We start from the raw sequence: 23,709 nt of genomic DNA, 5'->3' as shown, positions 1-23,709 counted from the left end.
GCCTCGCGAACGCGCCGCACCCGGCGTCCGGCGTCCGGCGTCCGGCGTCCGGCGTCCGGCGTCCGGCGTCCGGCGTCCGGCGTCCGGCGTCCGGCGTCCGGCGTCCGGCGTCCGGGCATGGTCACGCGGAACGCGCCGCAACCGACGACGCAGAGCCCGGCGACGCGACGGGTCGCGGTCAGCGGAGACGGTCGCCATGGTCGCCATCAGCGGAGACGGTCGCCGTCAGCGGGGACGGTCGCCGTCAGCGGGGACGGTCGCGGTCCTTGGAGGGTTGGACCCGCTTGGGTTCGCCGGGCATCTTCGGGTGGTCCGGCGGGTACGGCAGGTCGCCTTCGCCGGCTGCGGCGTCCCGCTCGGCCCACTCCAGCAGCGGGGTGATGTCCCACCCGGCGTCGTCGATGCCGGCGTGCGGGTCGCCGCGCTCGGCCAACCGCTTCGGCACGGTACGCAGGTCGAAGTCGTCCGGGTCGACGTCGGGCAGTTCGTCCCAGGTGACCGGGGTGGAGACGGTGGCCCGGGCGTTGGCCCGCAACGAGTACGCGCACGCGATGGTGCGGTCCCGGGCCATCTGGTTGTAGTCGACGAAGACGCGCTCGCCGCGTTCCTCCTTCCACCAAGCGGTGGTGACCAGCTCGGGGCGGCGGCGAGCGAGTTCCCGGGCCAGGGCGATGGTGGCCCGGCGTACCTCGACGAAGCTCCAGCGCGGCTGGATGCGCAGGTAGACGTGCACGCCCCGGCCGCCGGACGTCTTCGGCCAGCCGGGCACCCCCAGCTCGTCGAGGAGCGCGCGCAGCTCGACGGCGGCGGTGGCCGCGTGGGCGAAGTCGGTGCCGGGCTGCGGGTCGAGGTCGACGCGCAACTCGTCGGGGCGGTCCACGTCGGCGGCGCGTACCGGCCAGGGGTGGAACACCACCGTGCCCATCTGCGCGGCCCAGGCCACATGGGCGAGGTCCGCCGGGCACAGCTCCGCGGCCTTGCGTCCGCTGGGGAAGCTGATCTCGGCGGTACGCACCCAGGGCGGCACGCCTCGCGTCGGCACCCGCTTCTGGAAGAACATCTCGCCCTCGATGCCGTCCGGGAAGCGTTGCAGGGTCGTCGGGCGGTCGCCCAGCGCCCGCATGATGCCGTCGCCGACGCTGCGGTAGTAGTGGAAGACGTCGGCCTTCGTGAAGCCGCGCTCGGGGAAGATCACCCGATCCGGGCTGGACAGCCGGACCGTGTGCCCGGCGACCTCGATCTCCTCGGCCGCAGCCTTCGCACCTGCCATGGCGCGACCATATGCGATGGGTCCGACCTTCGACGTACGGTTGTCCGGTGAGTCTTCCCGACAGCGAACTGCCCCGCACCGAGGACGAGTGGCGGGTCCGGCTCAGCCCCGAGGAGTTCCGGGTGCTGCGCGAGGCCGGCACCGAACGGGCGTGGACCGGAGAGTACGTCGACACCAAGACGCCGGGGATGTACCGCTGCCGTGCCTGCGGCGCGGAGCTGTACCCGAGCGACACCAAGTTCGACTCGCACTGCGGCTGGCCGAGCTTCGACGACGCCATCCCGGGCGCGATCACCGAGATCGAGGACGACAGCCACGGCATGCGGCGGGTCGAGATCCGCTGCGCCCGCTGCGACAGCCACCTGGGGCACGTCTTCCGGGGCGAGGGCTTCACCCCGAAGAACACCCGGCACTGCGTCAACTCGCTCTCCATCCGCCTGGACCCCAGCACCGCCTGACAACCGAGCGCTCCCCCGGCCCGGCGGCGCCACCGCCGGGCCACGCCGCGTGGCGGCCCCCGTCGACCCGGTCCTCCTAGCGGTCAGACGTCGGCCAGGCCGGTGTGCCGACCAGCCGTCGGCCGAAGCCCGGCCCCCGGCAGACCTCATTCGAAGCCGGATCCCGGTCGGGCCACAGCCCAAGCCGGGTCTCGACCAGCCCCCGCCCCGAGCCGGGTCTCGACCAGCCCCCGCCCCGAGCCGGGTGCCATCAGACGGCGAACCAAGCCGAGTCAGCCCTGGCCAGGGTGCCGACCAGCTGCCGACCAAGCCCGGTCCCGGGCAGGCGCCGGGCCGCGTCCGGGCCAGCCGTCGGGCCCCGCCAGGTCCGGGCCAGCCGTCGGGCCCCGCCAGGTCCGGGCCAGCCGTCGGGCCCCGCCAGGTCCGGGCCAGCCGTCGGGCCCCGCCGGGTCCGGGTCAGCCGTCGGCTGCCGGGCGCGCCGTCAGCATCGCCACCTGGGCGGTACGCGACTGGGCGACGCGCCGGGCGAGGTCGCGTACCCGCTCGTCGGTGCCGGCGGCGAGATGCGCCCGGGCCAGGTCGGCGGCGGCCTGCTGATGGGCGCCGAGCACCTCGACCAGGACCACGTCGACCTGGCCGGGTGCGGCGTCGCGCAACCGGGCCAGTTGGTCCGGGCCGGTGCCGTGCCCGGCGTGGTCGTCGGCCCGCGCGGTACGTCCGGCCTGCGCCAACCAGGCACGGGCGTCGGCCAGCTCGTCGGTCTCGGTCACCTCGACGGCGGCCACCAGGGTCCGTAGCTCACCGTCGACCAGCCGGTCCCGGACCAGCCGGACGATCTCCAGGGTCTGCTCGGTGTGCCCGGCCATCATCGACAGGAACAGCAGGTCGATGCCGGTCATCTCGGTCGCGGCGGGCGGCGTTTCCGGTGCCGCGACCGCTGACGGCGTACCGCTCGGCGTGTGGTCCGCAGCCGGCACGGACGAGCCGCCGCATCCGGCGGCGAGCAGCACGACGAGCAGGGCGGGCAGTGCGGTACGCCAGCGACGCGACGCGGCGGACCGCACGGCAGGCCGGTGGTGTCGCAGGCGGGACGCGGCGGCGCGTACCGCCGGGTGGGGAGCCGGCGCGAGGTGCGGTGCGGGCCGGGCCCGACCGCACCTCACGCTGGTCAGACCTGGGTCCACAGCGCCGGTACGTTCGGCGGCTCCCATCCGGCGATGGCGGTGTGCGCCTGCCGGCAGCGGTACGTGCGCCCGCCGTAGGTGACCTGGTCGCCGACGGCGTAGGCGCGGCCGGCGGTCCAGGTGCCCCCGGCCGGCGGGTTGGTGGTCGGGCCGGTCGTCGGGGTCGGCGACGGTGCCGGCGGGGTGGTCGGGCTCGGGCTCGGCGTGGGGTTGCCGCTGCCGCCGCCGATCTGTAGGTCGACGCAGGAGTAGAAGGCGTTGGCGGTGTCCGAGATGTTCCACACGGCGAGGAGCTTCTGGCGGCCCGAGTAGCCGGACAGGTTGACCGTGTGCGAGACGGTCGGACCCGGCTGGCGATTGCCGCCGCTGAACACCGCGACCCGGCTGTTGCCGATGAAGTACTCCCAGTCGCGGGTGGCGTGCTGCGCGGTGTTGACCCAGGTGAAGGTCACCGTGGTGCCGACCGAGGTGGCGGGCCAGCCCCGGTTGTCGTCGTTGAGGACGGCGAAGTGGGAGATGTTGGCGTGGCAGTTGCGCAGTCCCTTGGGGCCTTCCACGCTCTGCGGCTCCCAGCGGATCTGGCCGCAGTCCGGGACGCGGTTCTGGGCGCAGAGCGCCTGGCGGCTCGGCGGCGACGAGACGTAGCCGTGGGCCTGGGCCGGGGTGGCGACGGCCAGGGTGGAGACCATGGCCCCGGCGGCGACGAGCGGGAGGGTGATTCTTCGACGCATGGCGGCACTCCCTTTCGGCATGTTGCCTGGTGAGGTGCCACCAACATAATTTAAACCTTGTTAACAGTAAAGACCACTATCGATAAAACGCACGCTCCGAACATCAGAGGACCAGCAGGCTCCCTCGCTCGTCGATCCGGTCGGCCGACTCGTCGTCGAACCACAGCCCACCCGTGGCGAGATAGCGGAAGCGGTATCGACCCGGACCGAGGCGGACGGTCACCGTCCGGGTGCCGTCGCGTCGCGTGACCAACTCGTGCCGGCCGGGCTGCCACTCGTTGAAGCAGCCGACCACGCTCACCACGCCCGGCGGAGAGTCCCGGGGCAGGCAGAAGGTGACACGGGTCTGACTGCCGAAGAGTCGACTGCGCTTGATCATGTTTCCTCCGGTCCACGATCACCGGGACGCCAGCGCCACCCGCCGGCTCCACCGGATCGCCCACGCTCGGCCAGGTCACCTCGTACAACGGGCGACGCGCGCAGCCGACACGCCGGACCGACCGGACGAGTCGCCGCGATTTCTCGTCGAGCCGGCGCGATATGGGGTCAAATTACACAAAAGGTTTCTAAATGGAGGGATCCGTCGTGGCCACCTGTGAGGTCTGCGGTAACGACTACTGGCTGGCGTTCGAGGTGCGTACGGTCAGCGGCGACGTGCACACGTTCGACAGCTTCGAGTGCGCCAGCCACAAGCTGGCCCCGATCTGCGAGCACTGCGGCGTCAAGATCCTCGGGCACGGCGTGGAGGTCTCCGGCCGCTTCTTCTGCTGCGGGCACTGCGCCCGGGCCGTGGAGACCGAGCAGGGCGCCGAGATCCGCGACGCCGTCGGCGCCCGCCCCGCCTGATCGCTCCCCCGCCTGATCGCTCCCCCGCCTGATCGCTCCCCCGCCTGGCGTCCCGCGAGGTGCGCAGCTCCGCGAGGTGCGCGCGGCCCGCGTGTTAGCAGGGGTCCCCTGCTATGCACGAGGCGTTAGCAGGGGACCCCTCCTTACACGCGGCCGGGCACGGCCTAACCTGGCCGGGTGTCGAGCACCGAACTGCGGGTCGCGCGCTTCGCCGACCTGGACGCCCGAACCTTTCACGACCTGGTACGCCTGCGCGCCGACGTGTTCGTGGTCGAGCAGCAGTGCCCGTACCCGGAACTCGACGGGCGGGACGTCGAACCGGGCACCTGGCACCTCTGGCTCGCCCACGACGGCGCCCCCGTCGCGTACCTGCGGATTCTCGCCGACCCGGACGGCGTCGCCAGGATCGGACGAGTGGTGGTGGCCCCGGCGGCGCGCGGCGGCGGGCACGCCGGGCGGCTGATGACGGAGGCGCTGGACCGGATCGGTGACCGGCCCTGCGTGCTGGACGCCCAGTCGCACCTGGTGGCGCTCTACGCCCGGTACGGCTTCACGGTCAGCGGGCCGGAGTACGTCGAGGACGGCATTTCGCACACCCCGATGCGCCGCACGAGCTGAACCGCTTCACTACCTACTCCGCCCACGAGCACGACCGACACCACTTCCGCATTGACCAGTGGCGATGGTGTGTGCCATTCTTCGGGCGAAGCCAGGGCAACGTGATCAGGCCGGGAGAGGCAACTCCCGAGCGATCCGGGCGATGTCGCGATCCCGACGACTCCCCCTGGGGGCTCCATGTCCAAGCTAATCCGAAAATCACGGGCACTGTCGCTGTTGGGTGTGGCGGCCGGTGCCATGCTGCTGCTCTCCACGGCGCTGGTCGCTCCGGTCTCCGCCCACGGTTCCGTGGCCAACCCGGTCTCCCGCAACTACGGCTGCTGGCAGCGCTGGGGCGGTGACTTCCAGAACCCGCGGATGGCCACCGAGGACCCGATGTGCTGGCAGGCCTGGCAGGCCAACCCGAACGCCATGTGGAACTGGAACGGCCTGTTCCGCGAGGGGGTGGCCGGCAACCACCAGGGCGCCATCCCGAACGGCCAGCTCTGCTCTGGCGGCCGTACCGAGAGCGGGCGCTACAACGCGTTGGACGCGGTCGGCGCCTGGCGGACCACCTCCGTGGCCAACAGCTTCCGGCTCAAGTTCTTCGACCAGGCCAGCCACGGTGCCGACTACATCCGGGTGTACGCGACCCGGCAGGGCTACGACGCACTGACCAAGCCCCTGGCCTGGTCGGACCTGGAACTGGTCGGCCAGATCGGCAACACCCCGGCCTCGCGGTGGCAGCCGGAGACCGGCGGGGTGTCCACCGAGATCCCGGTGAACGCGCCGGGACGCAGCGGACGGCACGTGCTGTTCACCGTCTGGCAGGCCAGCCACACGGACCAGTCGTACTACATCTGCAGCGACGTGCAGTTCGGTGGCGGCACCACGCCGCCGCCCACCACGCCGCCCCCGACCACGCCGCCGGCCTCGCCGACGCCGACGCCGACCTTCGACCCGCCCACCACGCCGCCGACGACCACCGCACCGCCGGTGGCGGGCGCCTGCGCGGCGACGTACCGGGTCACCTCGACCTGGTCCGGTGGTTTCCAGGGTGAGGTGCAGGTGACCGCGGGCAGCGCGGCCATCCGGAGTTGGCGGGTGACCTGGACGTACGCCAGCGGACAGCAGGTCAGCCAGGCGTGGAACGCCACCGTCAGTTCCAGCGGTTCGACGGTGACCGCCCAGAACGTCAGCTACAACGGCGGTCTCGGAGCCGGGGCGAGCACCACCTTCGGCTTCCTAGCCTCCGGAAGCGGGTCGAGCGCGCCGACGCTGACCTGCACGGCGACCACCTGACCCCGAGCGGGGCCGCGCCTACCTCCCTCGGGCGCGGCCCCGCCCGGCTCGTCGCGTCGACCGGTGCCGCCGCGCGCCGACCGGTGCCCGCCGCGCGTCGAGCGGTGCCGCCGCGCGTCGGCGCGGGTGTTAGCAGGGGACCCCTGCTATGCACGAGGCGTTAGCAGGGGACCCCTCCTTACACCTCAGCCCAACAACTCAGCCCAACACCTCAGCCCAGCAACTCAGGCGAGCGCGGAGACGATGTCGGCGATCGGGCGACGGCGGCCGGTGTAGAACGGCACCTCCTCGCGGACGTGCAGGCGCGCCCGCGAGCCGCGCAGGTCACGCATCAGGTCGACGATCCGGTGCAGCTCGTCGGCCTCGAAGGCCAGCATCCACTCGTAGTCGCCGAGCGCGAACGAGGCGACCGTGTTGGCGCGTACGTCCGGGTAGCCCCGGGCCATCTTGCCGTGCTCGGCGAGCAGTTCGCGCCGCTCGGCGTCGGGCAGCAGGTACCAGTCGTACGAGCGGACGAACGGGTAGACGCACAGGTAGGCGCGGGCCTCCTCGCCGGCCAGGAACGCCGGGATGTGGCTCTTGTTGAACTCGGCCGGCCGGTGCAGGGCCATCTGCGACCAGACCGGGGTCAGCGCCCGACCCAGCGCGGTCCGCCGCAGTCGCAGGTACGCGTCCTGGAGGTCGTCGCTGGACGAAGAGTGCCACCAGATCATCAGGTCGGCGTCGGCGCGCAGACCGGACACGTCGTACGTGCCGCGCACCACCACGTCCTTGCCGGCCAACTCCTCGATCAGCGACTCGACCTCGCCGGTGACGTTGTCGCGCAGCGACGGCAGCGGCGCGCTGGCCCGGAACACCGACCACATCGTGTAGCGGATGGTGTCGTTGAGTTCCCGCAGCCGGGCCGCGTTGCTCTGCTCGGTCATCTGCCCGATCCCTCCAGTGCTGTGATGATCTCTTCGGCCGCCGTCTCGCCGGAGCGGACGCAGACCGGAATGCCGACGCCGTCGTAGCCCGCGCCGGCCAGCGCCAGCGTCGGATGTGTCGCCCGCAGCGCGGCCCGCGCGGCGGCCACCCGGTCGAGATGACCGGGGGTGTACTGCGGCAACGCGCCGCCCCAGCGCTGCACGTGTCCGTCGACCGGGGCGGGCAGCGGGGTGTCGAGCACCGCCGACAGTTCCCGGTGCACGGTGGCGGCGAGGTCCTGGTCGGGGCGCTGGAGTTGGGCCTCGTCGCGGTAGCGGCCCACCGAGGCGCGGACCAGGGCCACCCCGTCGGACCGGCGCAGGTGTCCCCACTTGGTGGTGAAGAAGGTGGACGCCTTGATCAGCAGGCCCTCGGTGCCGGGCACCAGGAAGCCGGAGAGCGCCGGCAGCGCCGGCTCCGGCAGGGCCAGGGTGACCAGGGCGACGCTGGCATAGTCCAACTCGCCGATCCGCGCCGCCACCTCGGCGACCGGTTCGGCGAGCAGCCGGGCCGCCGGGCGGGCCGGCACGGCCAGCACCACCGCGTCGACCTCGACGTGCTCCGGGTCGCGGGTGGGTCCGACGGTGAGCCGCCAGCCGGGGCCGACCGGGGTCAGTTCGCGGACCGCCGCGTTGCGCCGGACGGTCGCCCCGGCGGCCGTCGCGGCGGCGTCGACCAGGGTGCCCAGTCCGCCGGCGAGGGTGCCGAAGACCGGCTCGCCGGGGGCGCGCGGGGTGGCGGCCTGCGCCGCGCGTACCGCTCCGAGCAGCGTGTGTTCCACCCGGGCGGCCCGGGCCAGCGCCGGCATGGTGGTGGCCAGCGACAGGTCGTCGGCACGCCCGGCGTACACACCGCCGAGCATCGGGTCGACCAGCCGGTCCACCACGTCGTCGCCGAAGCGGGTCCGGACCAGCGCGCCGACGGCGACGTCCTCGTCCGGGCCGAGCAGCGGTCGACCGCCGTCCCGGTCGGCCTCCGGCGTCGGCCGGGCCACCGCCGCCACCTTCGCCAGATCACCGGGTACGCCCACCAGCGTCCCGCCCGGGATCGGGCGCAGCCCGCCGTCGACGGCGAGGGCGGCCTGCCCGACGGTCGGGTGCACGATCCGGTCGGCCAGCCCGAGCCGGCGGACCAGGGTCACCGCGGCCGACTCGCCGCCGGCCGGGTCACGCATCAGGAACGACTCGGCGCCGAACTCCACCGGCCCACCGGCCAGCTCGCCGGTGCACAGCTTGCCACCGAGCGCGCCGGACTGCTCGTACACGGTGATCTCGGTGCCCTCGGGGGCGCGGTCGCGCAACCGCAGCGCGGCGGCCAGCCCGGTGATGCCGCCGCCGACCACCGCCACCCGCCACCGCGTCGCCATGGCTCGTCAGTCCCGGTCGGCGGACCGGGCGGAAAGCTCGTGGACCAGCGCGACCACCCGGGTCAGCACCTCCGGGTCGGTCTCCGGCAGCACGCCGTGGCCGAGGTTGAACACGTGCCCGGGGGTGGCCCGGCCCTCGTCGAGGATCCGGCGCACCTCGGCCTTGATCACCGGCCACGGGGCGAACAGCAGGCACGGGTCGAGGTTGCCCTGCACGGCCTTGTCCGGCCCGATCCGGCCGGTCGCGACGTTCAGCGGCGTACGCCAGTCCACGCCGACGACGTCGGCCCCGGCCTCGCCCATCGCGCCGAGCAGCTCGGCGGTGCCCACCCCGAAGTGGATGCGCGGTACACCGGCGTCGGCCAGCCCGCTGAGCACGGCCGTCGAGTGGGGCAGCACGAAGCGGCGGTAGTCGGCCTCGGAGAGCGCGCCGGCCCAGGAGTCGAAGAGCTGCACGGCGGAGACGCCGGCCTCGATCTGCACGCGCAGGAACGCCGACGTCACCTCGGCCAGCCGGCCGGCCAGCGCGTGCCACAGGTCGGGCTCGCCGTACATCAGTGCCTTGGTCTTGGCGTGGGTCCGCGACGGTCCGCCCTCGACCAGATAGCTGGCGAGCGTGAACGGGGCACCGGCGAAGCCGATCAGCGGCGTGTCGCCCAGCTCCTTGACCAGCATCCGGACCGCCTCGTCGACGTACCCGACGTCGCTGCGGTCGATCAGGCGGATCCGCTCGACGTCGGCGGCGGTGCGTACCGGTTCGGCCACCACCGGGCCGGTCCCGGGCACGATGTCCAGGTCGACCCCGGCGGCGGCGACCGGCACCACGATGTCGCTGAACAGGATCGCCGCGTCCACGTTGTGCCGGCGTACCGGCTGGAGGGTGATCTCGGTGACCAACTCGGGGCGGCGGCAGGACTCCAGCATCGCCACGTTGGCCCGGATCTCCCGATACTCGGGCAGCGAGCGACCGGCCTGGCGCATGAACCAGACCGGAGTGTGCGGGACGGACTGGCGGCGGCACGCCCGCACGAAGGGCGAGTCGGCCGGCCCGTCGGGGCGGGTTACGTCGTCTCGGGCAGCGTCGCCCGTGGTGTCGGTGGCCATCGCGGCAATCGTGCCACGCGCCCGATCCCCACTCCGCGCCCACCGCCGGCATTGTGACGTGAAAGGAAGGGACCCCTACTAACGCCTGCGGTAGAGCAGGGGACCCCTGCTAACACAAAGGCGAGCGGAGCACGGCGTGTGGGGAGATCGTCGGCGCGCCATCCGGGCCGCGAACCGGGCGGCGGCTTAGGCTGCGAACATGGCCGCCCCGATCGCGCTTCCGGACACCTTCGCCCGCGCGGTCACCGGGCTCCGGGTCGCGGCGCCTCGACCGGAGATCATGCTGGAGGAGGTCGGCGCGCCGCAGCGGCTGGCGCCGTACTCGTTCGCACTCTCCGCGGCGGTGCTGCGCGACGGTGACGAGGTGGCCACCGCCCGGCTGATCCTGCTGCACGACCCGGCGGGGCACGAGGGGTGGCAGGGCACCCTGCGGCTGGTCACCTACGTGACCGCCGAGCTGGAGGTCGACCTGGCCACCGATCCGCTGCTGCCCGGGGTGGCCTGGACCTGGCTCACCGACGCGCTGGAGACGCACGACGCCGGGCACCGCGCGATCGGCGGCACGATCACCCAGACGGCGTCGACCCGGTTCGGCGACCTGGCGGGTCCGCCGGCCGCCTGCGACATCGAGATCCGCGCGTCGTGGACCCCGACCGACATCGAGCTCACTCCGCACCTGTACGCCTGGTGCACGTTGCTCGCCTCCACGGCGGGTCTGCCGCCGCCCGGCGTCACCGCGTTGCCCGAGCGTCGCGCCGCGGCCGCCGGTTGACGGGGCCGGTTCGGCCACCCGGCGACGAACCGCCGACACGCGGCGGGGCGGGTGCGCGCCGCACGATCCGTTGGCGCACTAGGGTTGCCAGGTGACCGACGAACCACCCCTGCGCCGTCGGACCGCCGCAAGCCGTTCGGGAAACGACACGCACCACGAGCCGTCGGCGCGGCCGGAGCCGTCGGACGCGGGGACCGAACCCACCGGCGGCGAGTCCGTGCCGTTGACCGCCCCTCGTGAGGGCACCCCCGAACCGGTGGCGACACCGGACCAGCTCGCCGAGGTGGTGGCCCGTTTCGCGGCCGGCACCGGCCCGGTGGCCCTGGACGCCGAGCGCGCCTCCGGCTACCGGTACAGCCAGCGGGCGTACCTGGTGCAGTTACGCCGTCAGGGTGCCGGCACCGTGCTGATCGACCCGTTACCACTGCCCGACCTGAGCACCCTGGACGCGGCGATCGCGGACACCGAGTGGGTGCTGCACGCGGCCAACCAGGATCTGCCCTGCCTCGCCGAGCTGGGGTTGCGACCACGCCGACTGTTCGACACCGAGCTGGCCGCCCGGCTGGCCGGGTTCGAGCGGGTCGGCCTGGCCGCGCTCACCGAGCAGTTGCTCGGGTTCAGCCTGGAGAAGCACCATTCGGCGGCGGACTGGTCCAGCCGGCCGTTGCCGGAGTCCTGGCTCACCTACGCCGCGTTGGACGTGGAACTGCTGACCGACCTGCGGGACGCGCTCGACGCGGAGCTGTCCCGGCAGGGCAAGTCCGCGTGGGCGGCCGAGGAGTTCGCCGCGCTGGTGAACAGCGGGGACCGTCCACCGCGCGTCCGGGCCGATCCGTGGCGACGCACCTCCGGCATCCACCGGGTACGCGGGGCGCGGGCGCAGGCCCGGGTCCGCTCCCTCTGGTACGCACGTGACCAGATCGCCGCCCGCCGGGACGCCGCACCGGGGCGGGTGCTGCCCGACTCGGCCATCGTGGCCGCCGCCGAACTGGACCCGAAGGACGAGAAGACGCTGCTCACCCTGCCCGGCTTCGGCGGTCGGTCGGTACGCCGGCTGGCCCGGACCTGGCTGACGGCGCTGGACGACGCCCGGCAGTTGCCGGACGACGAGTTGCCGGTGACGCCGACGGTGGAGGGTCCGCCCCCGCCGCACCGGTGGGCGGAACGGGACCCGGCTGCCGCCGCCCGGCTGGCCCGCTCCCGTGAGGTGGTGCTGCGGGTGGCCGGTGGGCACCATCTGCCGCCGGAGAACCTGATCTCCCCCGACACCATCCGCCGCGTCGCCTGGCAGCCGCCGGAGGAGATCACCGAACACACGGTCGCCGAGGCGCTCCGCAGCCACCACGCCCGGGAGTGGCAGATCGACCTCCTCCTCCCCGACCTGGCCGAAGCCCTAACCACCCCACCCCCACCCCCTCCCCCGCCTCCGCCCCCACCCCCACCCACCTGATCCGGCGTTGATCAAGAGGTTTGCGTCCGATGGGCGGCCGGTAGCCGACGCAAACCTCTTGATCAACGCGAGCCGTCGACATGAGCGTGGGTGTGGGATGGGCCACAGCGGGGGCGCGGGCACTGGTTATTACTGGCGAGTAGCATTCGAGGGAAACGCCAGTGCTGGCTAGGAGGCTCAAGTGCCCCGTGAAGTTCGGGATGTCGTCTTCGTGGACGGCGTCCGCACCCCGTTCGGCAAGGCGGGTGGGATGTACGCAGACACCCGCGCCGACGATCTCGTGATCCGATGCATCCGTGAACTGCTGCGCCGCAATCCGCAGCTCCCCCCGGAACGGGTCGAGGAGGTGGCCATCGCCGCCACCACCCAGATCGGTGACCAGGGCCTGACCATCGGCCGTACCGCCGCGCTGCTGGCCGGCCTGCCCAAGACGGTGCCCGGCTTCGCGATCGACCGGATGTGCGCCGGAGCGATGACCGCGGTGACCACGGTCGCCAGCGGCATCGCCGTGGGCGCGTACGACGTCGCGATCGCCGGTGGCGTCGAGCACATGGGCCGCCACCCGATGGGCGAGGGCGTCGACCCGAACCCGCGCATCGTCGCGGAGAAGCTGGTCGACCCGTCCGCGCTGGTGATGGGCTCCACGGCGGAGAACCTGCACGACCGGGTCCCGCACATCACCAAGGAGCGCACCGACGCGTTCGCCCTCGCCTCGCAGCAGAAGACCGCGAAGGCGTACGCCAACGGCAAGCTCCAGGACGACCTGGTCCCGGTGGCGGTCCGCGACCCGGAGACCGGCTGGGGCCTGGCGACCGTGGACGAGGCGCCCCGGGACACCTCGCTGGAGAAGCTGGCCACGCTGAAGACGCCGTTCCGCCCGCACGGCAAGGTGACCGCCGGCAACGCGGCCGGGCTGAACGACGGCGCGACCGCCAGTCTGCTGGTCGCCGAGGACGTCGCCCGTGAGCTGGGCCTGCCGATCGCCATGCGGCTGGTGTCGTACGGCTTCGTCGGCGTCGAGCCCGAGGTGATGGGCGTCGGCCCGATCCCGTCGACCGAGAAGGCGCTGCGCATCGCCGGCCTGAGCATCGACGACATCGGTCTGTTCGAGCTGAACGAGGCGTTCGCCGTGCAGGTGCTCGCCTTCCTCGACCACTTCGGCATCGCCGACGACGACGCCCGGGTCAACCAGTGGGGCGGCGCGATCGCCATCGGGCACCCGCTCGCCTCCTCCGGCGTACGGCTGATGACCCAGCTCGCCCGGCAGTTCGCCGAGCACCCGGAGGTCCGCTACGGCCTCACCGCGATGTGCATCGGCATCGGCATGGGCGGCACCGTGATCTGGGAGAACCCGCACTGGGAGGGTGACGACAAATGAGCCTCGCGGCACCGAACGAGGTGGTCACCAGGGCGCTGCTGCGTCAGGTGAACGTGCCGGGGCTGGACCGCCCGGCCGCCCTGATCACCCTCGACAACGGATTCGACCACACCAAGCCGAACACCTTCGGCCCGGGCGGCCTGACCAGCCTGGACGAGGCGATCAGCGCCGCGCTGGCGGCCGAGCCGGCGTTCATCGCGGTGACCGGCAAGCCGTACATCTTCTGTGTCGGCGCGGACATCACCAGCCTGCCGCTGCTGGCGGACCGGGCGCAGGCGTTGGAGATCGGCCGGCTGGGGCACCGGGTCTTCGCCCGGCTCAAGGACAGCCCGGTCCCGACCTTCGCCTTCGTCAACGGGGCGGCGATGGGCGGTGGCCTGGAGCTGGCCCTGCACTGCCACTACCGGACGCTCTCCGGCGGCGCGGCGGCGCTGGCGCTGCCCGAGGTGTCGCTCGGCCTGATCCCGGGTTGGGGCGGCACCCAACTCCTGCCGCACCTGATCGGCATTCCGGCGGCCACCCAGGTGATCATCCAGAACCCGCTGATGCAGAACAAGATGCTCAAGCCGAAGCAGGCCGCCGAGTTGGGCATCGCGGACGTGCTGCTGGAGCCGGCCGACTTCCTGGAGCGGTCGCTGGAGTGGGCTGCCGGGGTGGTGCGCGGCGAGGTGACGGTCACCCGGCCCGAGGTCGACAAGGACATGTGGGCGGGCGTGCTCTACTTCGCCCGGCAGACGCTGGACCAGCGGCTGCACGGCGCGGTCCCGTCCGCGTACCGGGCGCTGGACCTGCTGGAGACGGCGAAGGACGCCGACTTCGCCACCGGGACGGCCGCCGAGGACGAGGCCCTGGCCGATCTGGTCTTCTCCGAGGAGTTGCGCAGCGGTCTGTACGCCTTCGACCTGGTGCAGCGGCGGGCCAAGCGGCCGGCCGGCGCGCCGGACAAGGGGCTGGCCCGCCCGGTGACCAAGGTCGGCATCGTCGGCGCGGGCCTGATGGCCGGCCAGTTGGCGCTGCTGTTCGCCCGCCGCCTCCAGGTGCCGGTGGTGCTCACCGACCTCGATCAGGCGCGGGTCGACAAGGGCGTCGGCTACGTGCACTCCCAGATCGAGAAGGCCGTCAGCAAGGGCCGGATGGACAAGGGCACCGCCGCCAAGCTGTACGGCCTGGTCAGCGGCACGGTCGACAAGAGCGCGTTCGCGAACGCCGACTTCGTCATCGAGGCCGTCTTCGAGGACCTGGCCGTCAAGAAGCAGGTCTGGGCCGAGCTGGAGAAGATCGTCCCGCCGGAGGCGGTGCTGGCGACGAACACGTCCTCGCTGTCGATCACCGCGATGGCCGAGGACCTGGAGCACCCGGAGCGGGTGGTCGGCTTCCACTTCTTCAACCCGGTCGCGGTGCTGCCGCTGTTGGAGATCGTCCGTGGCGAGCGGACCGACGACGCCACCCTGGCCACCGCCTTCGCGGTCGGCAAGCAGCTCAAGAAGTCGTCGGTGCTGGTGAAGGACGCCCCGGCGTTCGTGGTCAACCGGCTGCTCACCCGCTTCCTCGGCACCGTCTTCGCCGCCGTGGACGCGGGCACCCCACTGGAGGTGGCGAACCGCGCGCTGGACCCGCTGGGCCTGCCGATGCGACCGCTGGCACTGCTCCAGCTCGTCGGTCCGGCCGTCGCCCACCATGTCGGCGGCACCCTGCACGCGGCCTTCCCGGACCGGTTCACGGTCAGCGAGAACCTCAAGCGGATCGCGGACTCCGGCCAGCCGATCGTGGTGGACGACGAGATCAACGCCGAGGTCGCGAAGCTGCTGGTGGTCGGCGACCAGCCGCTCACCGAGGAGCAGGTACGCCAGCAGGCGCTCGACGCGCTGGCCCAGGAGATCCGGCTGATGCTGGACGAGGGGGTCGTCGCCGAGGCGCAGGACATCGACCTGTGCATGATCCTCGGTGCCGGGTGGCCGTTCCACCTGGGCGGCGTCACGCCGTACCTGGACCGGACCGGCACCAGTGAGAAGGTCACCGGTCAGCGTTTCCTGCCGCGGGGAGTGGCCAGCCTGACCGGCTGAGCCGTCCCAGGTCACGGTGGTCGCCCCGACCCGGGGTGACCACCGTGACCGGCGGTCGGGGGCAGCGGCGCGTGCGGCGGCTGGCTACCATCCCGGTTCCACCCTTCACCAGGAGCTGACCGCATGTCCCACCCGGACCAGCACCACAATCCGCCCGGCGGCCCGTACCCGCAGGGCGGCGGCTACCCACCGCCGAGCAGCGGTCACCCGCAGGCCGGGCCGTACCCGCAGGCCGGTGGCTACCCACCGCCGCCGGGTGCCGGCTATCCCCCGCCGCCGCAGGCCGGCGGATACCCCGCGCCCGGTCAGCAGTACGGCGCCTTCCCCCCGCCGCCGCCGAAGAAGTCCAACGCCGGCAAGATCGTGCTGATCGTCCTCGCGGTCCTCATGGTGCTCTGCGTGGGCGGTGGCGCGGTCGTCTGGTTCGTGGTCCGGGACACCGTCGGCGAGGCGGTCGACGCCACCCGGACCCGGGTGGTGGCACCGGAGACCCTGGCCGGCCGCCCGAAGGTTACCGAACCGGAGTTGCAGCAGCTCTCCGACTCGATGGTCCGGGAGCTGAAGGCCTCCATCGACAACGAGACCAGCGCGGTCGGTGCCTTCTACGGTGACCCGTCGCAGGAGAACCTCGTGATGATCGTGGCCGTCTCCGGGCTGATGGCCGACCCCAAGAAGGAGCTCGACGAGGCGGTCCAGGCCATCTCGACCGAGTTGACGGTCAGCAACATGACGGCGGTCGAACCGGGCCCGCTCGGCGGCGAGGCCCGCTGCGGCGACGGCCGGGCCGACGTGGCGTTGGGCATCTGCGTCTGGGCCGACCGGGGCAGCGTCGGCATGATCGTCATGTTCTGGTCCTCCCGCAACGACGCCGCGTCCGAGTTCCTCACCATCCGGGGCCAGGTCGAACAACGGTCCTGACGTACGCGTCGATGGCCGGGCGGGGTGGATCCCCCGCCCGGCCATCGCGTCACCCCTGAGGCTCGGCCGCGGCGTCGAGGACCCAGACGACGCCGAAGCGGTCCCGCAGCATCCCGTACGCAGGTGCCCAGGCCGCCGGCCCGAGTGGCACCACGACGGTCGCGCCGTCGACGAGCGCGTCCCAGTAACCGGTGATCTCGTCGGCGGTCTCGCCGCGCACCGAGACGAAGAAGGCGTTCTCGCCCCGTTCGTAGGGGAGGTTCGCGGGCACGTCGTAGGCCATCACGTGGAAGCCGACGGCGGCCCGCACCTGGCCCCACATCACCTGGTCGGCGGCTGCCTCGTCCGAGACGGCACCGGCGTCGGAATAGCTGAGGACGGTCAGGTCGCCGCCGAAGACGCGCTGATAGAACTCCAGTGCCGCGCGGGCGTCCCCCCGGAAGTTGAGGTGGGTCGTGGTCGTGACGGACATGCTCGTCTCCTGTCTCGGTAGGTCGGACCGGAGACACGGTGCCAGCAGAAGCGGACAGAAACTGTCCTCTTCCTCGGGGCATGATGGGGACCATGCCGAGAACCTCAGCGCGACTGCTGTCGCTGCTGTCCCTGCTCCAGGCGCGCCGGGACTGGCCCGGGGCCCTGCTGGCCCAGCGGCTGGAGGTCAGCGCGCGGACGGTCCGCCGGGACGTCGACCGCCTGCGCGAACTCGGCTACCCGATCGCGGCCGTGAAGGGGCCGGACGGCGGTTACCGGCTCGACGCCGGGACGCGGATGCCGCCGTTGCTCTTCGACGACGAACAGGCCGTCGCCCTCGCCGTCGCGCTGCGGATCGCCACCACCGCCGGTGCCGGGATCGAGGAGGGCGCGGCCCGGGCGCTGCACACCGTCCGGCAGGTCATGCCCGCGCGGCTGCGCCACCACGTCGACACGCTTCCCGTCACCGCTGTCGGGCGGTCCGCGACGGTCGACAGCGGTGTGCTGATCGCGCTCGGTGCGGCCGTACACGGCCAGGTGGTGCTGCGCTTCGACTACCCGTCTGAGTCGACCGACTCCGGGCCGCCCCGCCGGGTGGAGCCGCACCATCTCGCCACCCGGGGTGGACGGTGGTATCTCGTCGCCTGGGATCTCGACCGCGACGACTGGCGCATCTTCCGGGCCGACCGGGTCACGCCGCGTACCCCCACCGGGCCGCGCTTCCGGCCACGGGCGCTGCCCGGCGGCGACCTGGCCGCGTTCCTGGCCGGCCGGTTCCGCGGCGCCGACGGCACCGGCGACTGGCCGTGTCGGGGCGAGGTGGTCCTGCACCGGGCCGCCGCCGACGTGGCACCGTTCGTGCCCGACGGGGTCGTCGAGGAACTCGGGCCGGACCGCTGCCGGCTCACCCTCGGCTCGTGGTCGTGGCCGGGACTCGCCGCCACGATCGGCAGGTTCGACGCCGACATCGAGGTGGTCGGCCCGCCCGAGCTCCGCGCCGCGTTCGCGTCCCTGGCCCGGCGGTACGCCGCCGCGAGCGCCCCGCCGGACGACGACGCACACCCGACGGCGCGGCGGTGAGCGGTCACCCGTCCGTCAGGGAGTGTTCCGCCACGCTGCGTTCCACGCAGAACTCGTTCCCCTCCGGGTCGGCCAGCACCACCCATCCCGTGCCGTCCGGCCGACGGCGGTCGTCGACCGGCGTGGCGCCCAGGCCGAGCAGGCGTTCCACCTCCTCGTCCCGGGTCCGGTCGGTCGGTTGGAGGTCCAGGTGGATGCGGTTCTTCACGGTCTTGCCCTCGGGCACCCGCTGGAAGAGCATCCCGCCACCGGCGATGTCCGGGCCGGACAGCAACGCGCACTCCTCGTCCCCCGGCCGGTCGTCCGGGTCGGGCCGCAGCCCGGTGACCGCCGCCCAGAAGGTCGCCATGGTGTACGGGTCGGCACAGTCGACGTCGATCCAACGCACTCGGGAAGTCATGACCCCAACCTCTCACCGGGATCAACCGATTATCGGCGGTGTAAGCAGGGGTCCCCTGCTATGCACGAGGCGTTAGCAGGGGACCCCTGCTCACACACACCCCGGCACGGCCAAACCTGTGCTCCGGGTCAGCGCGTGCCCTGCTCCACGGTCGGCGCGGAGTCGGCCGCCGGCAGGTTGACCGTCACCTCCAGGCCGCCCCCGGGCTGCGCCACCGCCGTCACCGTGCCGCCGTGCGCGTCGCAGACCGCCCGCACGATGGAGAGGCCGAGGCCGGACCCACGGGCGCCGGTCCGCTCCCGGCCGCCGCGCCGGAACGGCTCGAACAGCCCGGGTACGTCGGCCGGGTCGACCTCGAAGCCGGTGTTCCCCACCACCAGCCACGACCGTTGGCCGTCGGAGCCGGTCCGCACCCAGAGCCGCCCGTGCAGGTGGTTGTAGCGGACCGCGTTCTCGATCAGGTTGCCGGCCAACCGGTCCAGCAGCCCGGGGTCGCCGACCACCGGCGCCGGCTGGAGCGAGGTCCGCACGTCCAGCTTGATCCGTTCCACCTCGCGGCGGACCGCCGACAGCGCGTTGAGTGTGCCGGCGGCCAGGTCGCACTCGGTACGCCGGCCGAGCCGCCGACCCGTCTGCGCCTCGCTGCGGGCCAGCACCAGCAGGGCGTCGACCAGTCCGTTGGCCCGTTCAGAGGCGTCGCGGACCACGGTCGCCATCCGGCGGTACTCGGCCGCGTCCGCGTCGTCGTCACTGAGTGTCACGTCGATCTCGGTCCGCATCACCGCCAGCGGCGTGCGTAACTCGTGTGAGGCGTTGGCGACGAACCGCTTCTGCGACTCGAAGGCGGCCCCGATCCGGTCCAGCATCGCGTCGAAGGTGTCGGCCAGCTCGGCCACCTCGTCGTCCGCCCCGGAGTAGCCGATCCGCTGGTGCAGGGTGGTCTCGCCGAGTCGCCGCGCGGTGGCGGTGACCTGGTGCAGCGGCCGCAGTGCCCGCCCGACGACCGCGTACGCCCCGACCACGCCGGCCGCGCCGACCGCCAGCAGCGCGGCCAGCCCCTTCGCCAGCAGTTCGCCGGAGGCCGAGCTGACCAGTTGCTGCTGCCACGCCCCGGCCTCCAGGGTGCTGCCGTCGGCCAACACCACGGTGGTGCCGGGCAGCAGCTCGTCGGTGGGACGCAGCGCGTCACGGACCAGCAGCCAGGCCAGCAGCAGCAGGATCGCCCCGGCGCCGATCAGCAGGACGCCGTTGAGCAGGGTGAGCCGCAGCCGCAGGGTGGGCCGCGGTCGCAGCCGCGTGACCGGCCCGATCCCCAGGGCGGGCGTCACGCCGGCACCTCGGCGGTGCGGTAACCGGCCCCCACCACGGTCTCGATCAGCGGCGGATCACCGAGCTTGCGGCGCAGTGTCATCACGGTGACCCGGACGATGGTGGTGAACGGGTCGGTGTTGGCGTCCCACACCCGCTCCAGCAGTTCCTCGCTGGACACCACCGCCCCGCGCGCCTTGAGCAGCTCGCAGAGCACCCCGAACTCCTTGTTGGTCAGCTCCACCGGCTGCCCGGCCCGGGTGGCCACCCGTCGGGCCGGGTCGACGACCAGATCGGCCAGTTCCAGCACCGGTGGTGCCGCCGGGGTGGCCCGCCGGCCGAGCGCCTGCACCCGGGCCACCAGTTCGTCGAAGGCGAACGGCTTGGGCAGGTAGTCGTCGGCACCGAGTTGCAGGCCCTCGACCCGGTCGGCGACCGTGCCGCTGGCGGTGAGCATCAGCACCCGGGTCAGCGCGCCGGACCCGGCCAACTCGGCGCAGATCTGGTCACCGTGCATGCCGGGCAGGTCACGGTCGAGCACCACCACGTCGTACCGGGTGACGAAGGCCATCTCGTGCCCGCTGTCACCGTCGTACGCGACATCCACCGCCATGCCGCGTTTGCGCAGGCCGCGCGCGATCGCGTCAGCGAGGTTGCGCTCGTCCTCGACCACCAGTACCCGCATGTCACGCCCCTTTTCCGCCGGTGACCACCCGACAACCTAGCGCCGGTCGCCAAGTCGGTGTGCACCACCGGCCGGGTGTCACTCCGGCAGTCGCCAGACCCCGAAGTCGCCGTCCTGTCGACGGCAGACCACGAGGTCGTAGCGGGCCTGGCAGTCGCCACGCGCCCCGGCCAGCACGTCGATCGGCCGGGCCCGGTCCTCGTCCGGCTGAAGTCGGGCCAGCACCAGGCCGACGTCGCGCGACGGTCGCACGGCGAGCAGGTGCGGCGCGTACTCGTAACGGTGGACCTGCTCCCAGAACCCGTGGTCGACGAGCAACCCCCCGGTCGTCATGTCGAAGGTGGCCAGCTCCATCGTCCCCTCGGCCCACCCGGACAGGACCAGCGCGCGCCGCTCCCCCACCAGCAGGAGGTCGGCGATGTCCCGGTTGTCCCACTGGGCGGCACCGGTGGCCGGGTCGAGGACCTGCACCCCACCGCTGGCCGGAAAGGCGCAGAGCAGCGCGGCGCAGGCGGTGACGTGGTAGACCGTCGGCACGGTGGTCTGCCAGAGCGGGGTCAGCCCGTCGACGGTGTAGGCGGCGACGGTGTTCGAGTTCCGGACCACCGCCACCAGGTCGCCGACCACCCACGCCGACTGGTAGCCGGCCGGGTCGTCGGCGGGCGGCGTCAGGCGGTGCCGGACCTTCCCGGTCTCCGGGTCGCGCACCTCCACGCCGCCGTCGAGTGTGGACACCACGACCGCGTCGACCACACCGTCGCGCAGCCGGTAGTCGACGCTGGACGCCGAGAGCGGAATGGACCACAGCTCGCGGGCGCTCGGCAGCTCGATCATCCGCAGCGTGTTCGGCGTGCTCTCGCGATGGGTCCGCAGCAGTGCGCGACGGGGGTCGTCGAACATCGCCACGCCCGGCTCGCGCCAGCGTTCCTGGCCGGTACGGGCGTCGAGCAGCACGCTCTGGCTGGTCTCGGTCTCCTCGGCGGACATCGAGACCAGCACGCCGTCGTCGGCGACGGGCTGCACCCGGAAGACCCGATGGCCGAGCGACAGTCGGGTCCGCCAGGACGGCGTGAGCGTCGGCGGCGTACCGGTGGCCTTCTCGGGATAGGGGAAGGCGAGCAGTTCGGGGTGGCCGTCGGTGGCCTCGGTGCCCGGGATGACGGCGAAGATCTGGTCCGCCGCGAGGAGCAGGTTGGCGCCGAGTGGCACCGGCACCGTCGCGTACACCCGGCGGGTCGGCGGCGCGGCGCCGGCCATCGACACCAGCACGACCACCGCGAGCAGCGCGACCCCGAAGCGGCGCGAACCGGCGACGATCCGGCGGCGTCGCGGCGGGTGGTCGGTCGGCTCGGTGAGGTCACCGAGGTCGATCAACGTCACGGTCGTCCTTCCTGCGGCGCGCCGACGCGGCCCTCACGGCCGTCGGCTGCCCCGGCGACCGCCTGTACGATGGCCCGTCGTGGCTGTGCCGGTGATTGATTCCTCGTTGAACCCCGTCCCCGAGACCGTCGAGGCGGAGTCAGCGACAAGACGTCGCCGACGCGGGCCGACGCGCACCGACGTGGTGGCCATCGGAGCCTACGTCCTGCTCGGCGTCGTCGTCTGCCTCTACTACTGGGTGGACGTGCAGAACCGCGTCTCGTCACATCTGCCCACCGACCACAGTTGGTTCGAGTGGCTGTTCTCGCACGGTGCGTACTCGGTGATGCACCTGGAGAACCCGCTGTTCAGTACGCGGCAGAACGCCCCGGACGGGGTGAACATGATGGCCAACACCTCGCTGCTCGGGGTGACCCTGCCGCTGGCCCCGCTCACCTGGCTGCTCGGTCCGCAGGTCGTGTACGCGCTCTACCTGGGCGGTGCGCTGGCGGCCACCGCCGCCACCTCGTACTGGATGCTGTCCCGGCACATGGTGCGCTCCCGGGCCGCCGCCTTCGTCGGCGGCGCGTTCCTCGGCTTCGCTCCCGGCATCGTGCACCACGCCAACGGCCAGCCGAACTTCGTCTCCAACTTCCTGCTGCCCCTGATCGTGGTGCGGGTGTTCCGGCTGAGCGAGCCCGGCCGGTGGCGGCGCAACGGGCTGGTGCTGGGCCTGCTGGTGGCGTACCAGATCTTCATCAACGAGGAGATGCTGCTGCTCACCGCGCTGGCCTGCCTGGTCATCGTGATCGCGTACGCGATCATGCGGCCGCGCCAGGCGCGGGAGCGCGCCGGCACCTTCGGCGCCGGGCTGGGCCTCGGCGGCGGCGTCGCCCTGCTGCTCACCGCCTACCCGATCTGGTTCCAGTTCAACGGCCCGCAGTCCTACCGGGGTCTGCAGGGCGGGGTGTTCCACAGTTGGGGCGAGGACGTCGTCGCCTTCGTCACCTTCCCCCGCGACACCATCGCCGGCAACGAGGCGGTGGAGGCGACCATCGGGATGACCGAGCAGAACACCTGGTTCGGCTGGCCGATAGTGCTGTTCACGGTGGTGGCGCTGGCGCTGCTGGTACGCCGGTCACTGGTGGCCCGGATCATCGCCGTGCTGGTGGTGCTCTTCTCGGTGGCCTCGCTCGGCCCGGAGATCCGGTTCAACGGCGAACTGACCGGCATCGCCGGCCCGTGGTCGTACATCTCGGAGGACGTGCCGCTGGTCGAGATGATGATGCCGACCCGGCTGACCCTGGTCACCACCGCCGCGCTCGGTGTCCTGCTCGCCCTGGCCTGGGACGCGGTGGCCGGCAACCGCCGCTCGCCGGTGCCGGCACCCCGCTCCGGCGAACCCACGCCCGCCACCAGCCGCTCCCGGCCACGGTGGCAGCGCGGCGTCGGGTACGCGGCCATCTCGCTGGCCGTGCTGCCGTTGATCCCCACCCCACTGCCGGCGAAGGAGGTCGCCCCGCCGCCGACCTTCATCACCTCCGGCGGCTGGCGACCGTACGTGCCGGAGGGCCGGACGTTGGTGCCGGTGCCCATCCCGAGCAACGTGCACGGACTGTCCACGTTGCGCTGGAGCGCCCTGACCCAGCACGAGTTCCCGATCCCGGCGGGCTACTTCATCGGCCCCAACCTGGACGGTGAGGGCGTCTTCGGTGCGCCGAACCGGCCGACCAGCACCCTCGTCTACCGCACCATGGACGCCGGTGAGGTGCCCGAGCTGACCGACGAGAACCGCCAGCAGGCGGTCGAGGACCTGCGCTTCTGGCGGGCCTCGGTGGTGGTGCTCGGCGCCCACCCTCGGGAGGCCGTGCTGCGGGACCTGCTGACCGGCCTGCTCGGTGAGCCGCAGCGGGTGGACGACGTCTGGCTCTGGGACGTCCGCGACCGAGTCTGAGGACGTGTAAGGAGACGTGTAAGGAGACGTGTAAGGAAGGGTCCCC

23 protein-coding genes are annotated in these 23,709 nt (G+C 72.6%); 11 read left to right on the top strand and 12 right to left on the bottom strand.

Going from position 1 to position 23,709, the window contains the following annotated elements:
• Positions 1-244 precede the first annotated feature (244 nt).
• Positions 245-1,270 (bottom strand): non-homologous end-joining DNA ligase, encoded by a 1,026-nt coding sequence (ligD, locus tag ACWDVW_RS04265; protein WP_449944604.1) that lies wholly within the window; start codon positions 1,268-1,270, stop codon positions 245-247.
• Positions 1,271-1,317: 47 nt separating this feature from the next.
• Here ligD and msrB point away from each other — a divergent pair, with 47 nt between their 5' ends.
• Positions 1,318-1,728, top strand: coding sequence for a peptide-methionine (R)-S-oxide reductase MsrB (msrB, locus tag ACWDVW_RS04260; protein ID WP_449944602.1), 411 nt, complete (start codon positions 1,318-1,320; stop codon positions 1,726-1,728).
• Between the two features lie 456 nt (positions 1,729-2,184).
• On the opposite strand, the gene ACWDVW_RS04255 is transcribed toward msrB, so the two are convergent.
• The 3 genes from ACWDVW_RS04255 to ACWDVW_RS04245 all read right to left on the bottom strand — a co-directional run bounded on the left by ACWDVW_RS04255 (position 2,185) and on the right by ACWDVW_RS04245 (position 4,023).
• Positions 2,185-2,793, bottom strand: a complete 609-nt coding sequence (locus ACWDVW_RS04255) for a DUF305 domain-containing protein (RefSeq protein WP_449944599.1) — start codon at positions 2,791-2,793, stop codon at positions 2,185-2,187.
• Between the two features lie 104 nt (positions 2,794-2,897).
• On the bottom strand, positions 2,898-3,644 hold the full coding sequence (locus tag ACWDVW_RS04250) for a lytic polysaccharide monooxygenase (RefSeq protein ID WP_449944597.1): 747 nt from the start codon (positions 3,642-3,644) through the stop codon (positions 2,898-2,900).
• A gap of 103 nt (positions 3,645-3,747) precedes the next feature.
• Positions 3,748-4,023, bottom strand: a complete 276-nt coding sequence (locus ACWDVW_RS04245; protein ID WP_449944595.1) for an isoamylase early set domain-containing protein — start codon at positions 4,021-4,023, stop codon at positions 3,748-3,750.
• Positions 4,024-4,229: 206 nt separating this feature from the next.
• Here ACWDVW_RS04245 and ACWDVW_RS04240 point away from each other — a divergent pair, with 206 nt between their 5' ends.
• The 3 genes from ACWDVW_RS04240 to ACWDVW_RS04230 all read left to right on the top strand — a co-directional run bounded on the left by ACWDVW_RS04240 (position 4,230) and on the right by ACWDVW_RS04230 (position 6,389).
• A complete protein-coding gene (locus tag ACWDVW_RS04240; RefSeq protein ID WP_131057241.1) occupies positions 4,230-4,490 on the top strand; it encodes a Prokaryotic metallothionein in 261 nt (86 codons plus the stop codon).
• Between the two features lie 177 nt (positions 4,491-4,667).
• Entirely contained in the window at positions 4,668-5,108 is a 441-nt protein-coding gene (locus ACWDVW_RS04235; RefSeq protein WP_449944592.1) for a GNAT family N-acetyltransferase, read from the top strand.
• Positions 5,109-5,285: 177 nt separating this feature from the next.
• Complete coding sequence (locus ACWDVW_RS04230) at positions 5,286-6,389, top strand: lytic polysaccharide monooxygenase auxiliary activity family 9 protein (protein WP_449944589.1); 1,104 nt, start codon at positions 5,286-5,288, stop codon at positions 6,387-6,389.
• 224 nt (positions 6,390-6,613) lie between these two features.
• Here the strand turns inward: ACWDVW_RS04230 and hemQ are convergent, their stop codons facing one another.
• Genes hemQ through hemE form a run of 3 tightly spaced genes read right to left on the bottom strand, consistent with a single transcriptional unit; the run spans position 6,614 to position 9,825 of the window.
• Positions 6,614-7,315 (bottom strand): hydrogen peroxide-dependent heme synthase, encoded by a 702-nt coding sequence (hemQ, locus tag ACWDVW_RS04225; RefSeq protein WP_131057853.1) that lies wholly within the window; start codon positions 7,313-7,315, stop codon positions 6,614-6,616.
• Positions 7,312-8,721, bottom strand: a complete 1,410-nt coding sequence (gene hemG, locus ACWDVW_RS04220) for a protoporphyrinogen oxidase (protein ID WP_449944586.1) — start codon at positions 8,719-8,721, stop codon at positions 7,312-7,314. The genes hemQ and hemG overlap by 4 nt, the downstream gene beginning before the upstream one ends.
• A gap of 6 nt (positions 8,722-8,727) precedes the next feature.
• Entirely contained in the window at positions 8,728-9,825 is a 1,098-nt protein-coding gene (hemE, locus tag ACWDVW_RS04215) for a uroporphyrinogen decarboxylase (RefSeq protein WP_449944583.1), read from the bottom strand.
• A gap of 199 nt (positions 9,826-10,024) precedes the next feature.
• Here hemE and ACWDVW_RS04210 point away from each other — a divergent pair, with 199 nt between their 5' ends.
• The 5 genes from ACWDVW_RS04210 (at position 10,025) to ACWDVW_RS04190 (ending at position 16,406) form a co-directional block, all read left to right on the top strand.
• Positions 10,025-10,597 (top strand): DUF3000 domain-containing protein, encoded by a 573-nt coding sequence (locus ACWDVW_RS04210; RefSeq protein WP_449944580.1) that lies wholly within the window; start codon positions 10,025-10,027, stop codon positions 10,595-10,597.
• Positions 10,598-10,688: 91 nt separating this feature from the next.
• Complete coding sequence (locus tag ACWDVW_RS04205; protein WP_449944577.1) at positions 10,689-12,047, top strand: ribonuclease D; 1,359 nt, start codon at positions 10,689-10,691, stop codon at positions 12,045-12,047.
• Between the two features lie 181 nt (positions 12,048-12,228).
• Positions 12,229-13,425 (top strand): thiolase family protein, encoded by a 1,197-nt coding sequence (locus tag ACWDVW_RS04200; protein WP_449944575.1) that lies wholly within the window; start codon positions 12,229-12,231, stop codon positions 13,423-13,425.
• Complete coding sequence (locus ACWDVW_RS04195) at positions 13,422-15,488, top strand: 3-hydroxyacyl-CoA dehydrogenase NAD-binding domain-containing protein (protein ID WP_449944572.1); 2,067 nt, start codon at positions 13,422-13,424, stop codon at positions 15,486-15,488. The genes ACWDVW_RS04200 and ACWDVW_RS04195 overlap by 4 nt, the downstream gene beginning before the upstream one ends.
• Before the next feature lie 123 nt (positions 15,489-15,611).
• A complete protein-coding gene (locus ACWDVW_RS04190; RefSeq protein WP_449944569.1) occupies positions 15,612-16,406 on the top strand; it encodes a hypothetical protein in 795 nt (264 codons plus the stop codon).
• A gap of 49 nt (positions 16,407-16,455) precedes the next feature.
• On the opposite strand, the gene ACWDVW_RS04185 is transcribed toward ACWDVW_RS04190, so the two are convergent.
• Complete coding sequence (locus tag ACWDVW_RS04185; protein ID WP_449944566.1) at positions 16,456-16,878, bottom strand: VOC family protein; 423 nt, start codon at positions 16,876-16,878, stop codon at positions 16,456-16,458.
• 92 nt (positions 16,879-16,970) lie between these two features.
• Between ACWDVW_RS04185 and ACWDVW_RS04180 the strand changes: the two genes are divergently transcribed.
• Positions 16,971-17,957 carry a helix-turn-helix transcriptional regulator gene (locus ACWDVW_RS04180; RefSeq protein ID WP_449944564.1) on the top strand — a complete coding sequence of 329 codons (987 nt, stop codon included), beginning with the start codon at positions 16,971-16,973 and terminating at the stop codon, positions 17,955-17,957.
• Positions 17,958-17,961: 4 nt separating this feature from the next.
• On the opposite strand, the gene ACWDVW_RS04175 is transcribed toward ACWDVW_RS04180, so the two are convergent.
• The 4 genes from ACWDVW_RS04175 to ACWDVW_RS04160 all read right to left on the bottom strand — a co-directional run bounded on the left by ACWDVW_RS04175 (position 17,962) and on the right by ACWDVW_RS04160 (position 21,730).
• Entirely contained in the window at positions 17,962-18,357 is a 396-nt protein-coding gene (locus ACWDVW_RS04175; protein ID WP_449944561.1) for a VOC family protein, read from the bottom strand.
• Between the two features lie 128 nt (positions 18,358-18,485).
• Positions 18,486-19,685 (bottom strand): sensor histidine kinase, encoded by a 1,200-nt coding sequence (locus ACWDVW_RS04170; RefSeq protein WP_449944558.1) that lies wholly within the window; start codon positions 19,683-19,685, stop codon positions 18,486-18,488.
• On the bottom strand, positions 19,682-20,350 hold the full coding sequence (locus tag ACWDVW_RS04165; RefSeq protein WP_396744997.1) for a response regulator transcription factor: 669 nt from the start codon (positions 20,348-20,350) through the stop codon (positions 19,682-19,684). The genes ACWDVW_RS04170 and ACWDVW_RS04165 overlap by 4 nt, the downstream gene beginning before the upstream one ends.
• A 78-nt stretch (positions 20,351-20,428) precedes the next feature.
• On the bottom strand, positions 20,429-21,730 hold the full coding sequence (locus tag ACWDVW_RS04160) for an outer membrane protein assembly factor BamB family protein (protein WP_449944555.1): 1,302 nt from the start codon (positions 21,728-21,730) through the stop codon (positions 20,429-20,431).
• A gap of 79 nt (positions 21,731-21,809) precedes the next feature.
• Here ACWDVW_RS04160 and ACWDVW_RS04155 point away from each other — a divergent pair, with 79 nt between their 5' ends.
• Positions 21,810-23,663, top strand: coding sequence for a hypothetical protein (locus tag ACWDVW_RS04155; protein WP_449944552.1), 1,854 nt, complete (start codon positions 21,810-21,812; stop codon positions 23,661-23,663).
• Positions 23,664-23,709: the final 46 nt, after the last annotated feature.

The sequence above is a fragment of the Micromonospora sp. NPDC003241 genome (assembly GCF_053589795.1).
The sequence above is the reverse complement of the archived record's forward strand: the minus strand, read 5'-3'. Positions and strand labels throughout refer to the sequence as shown.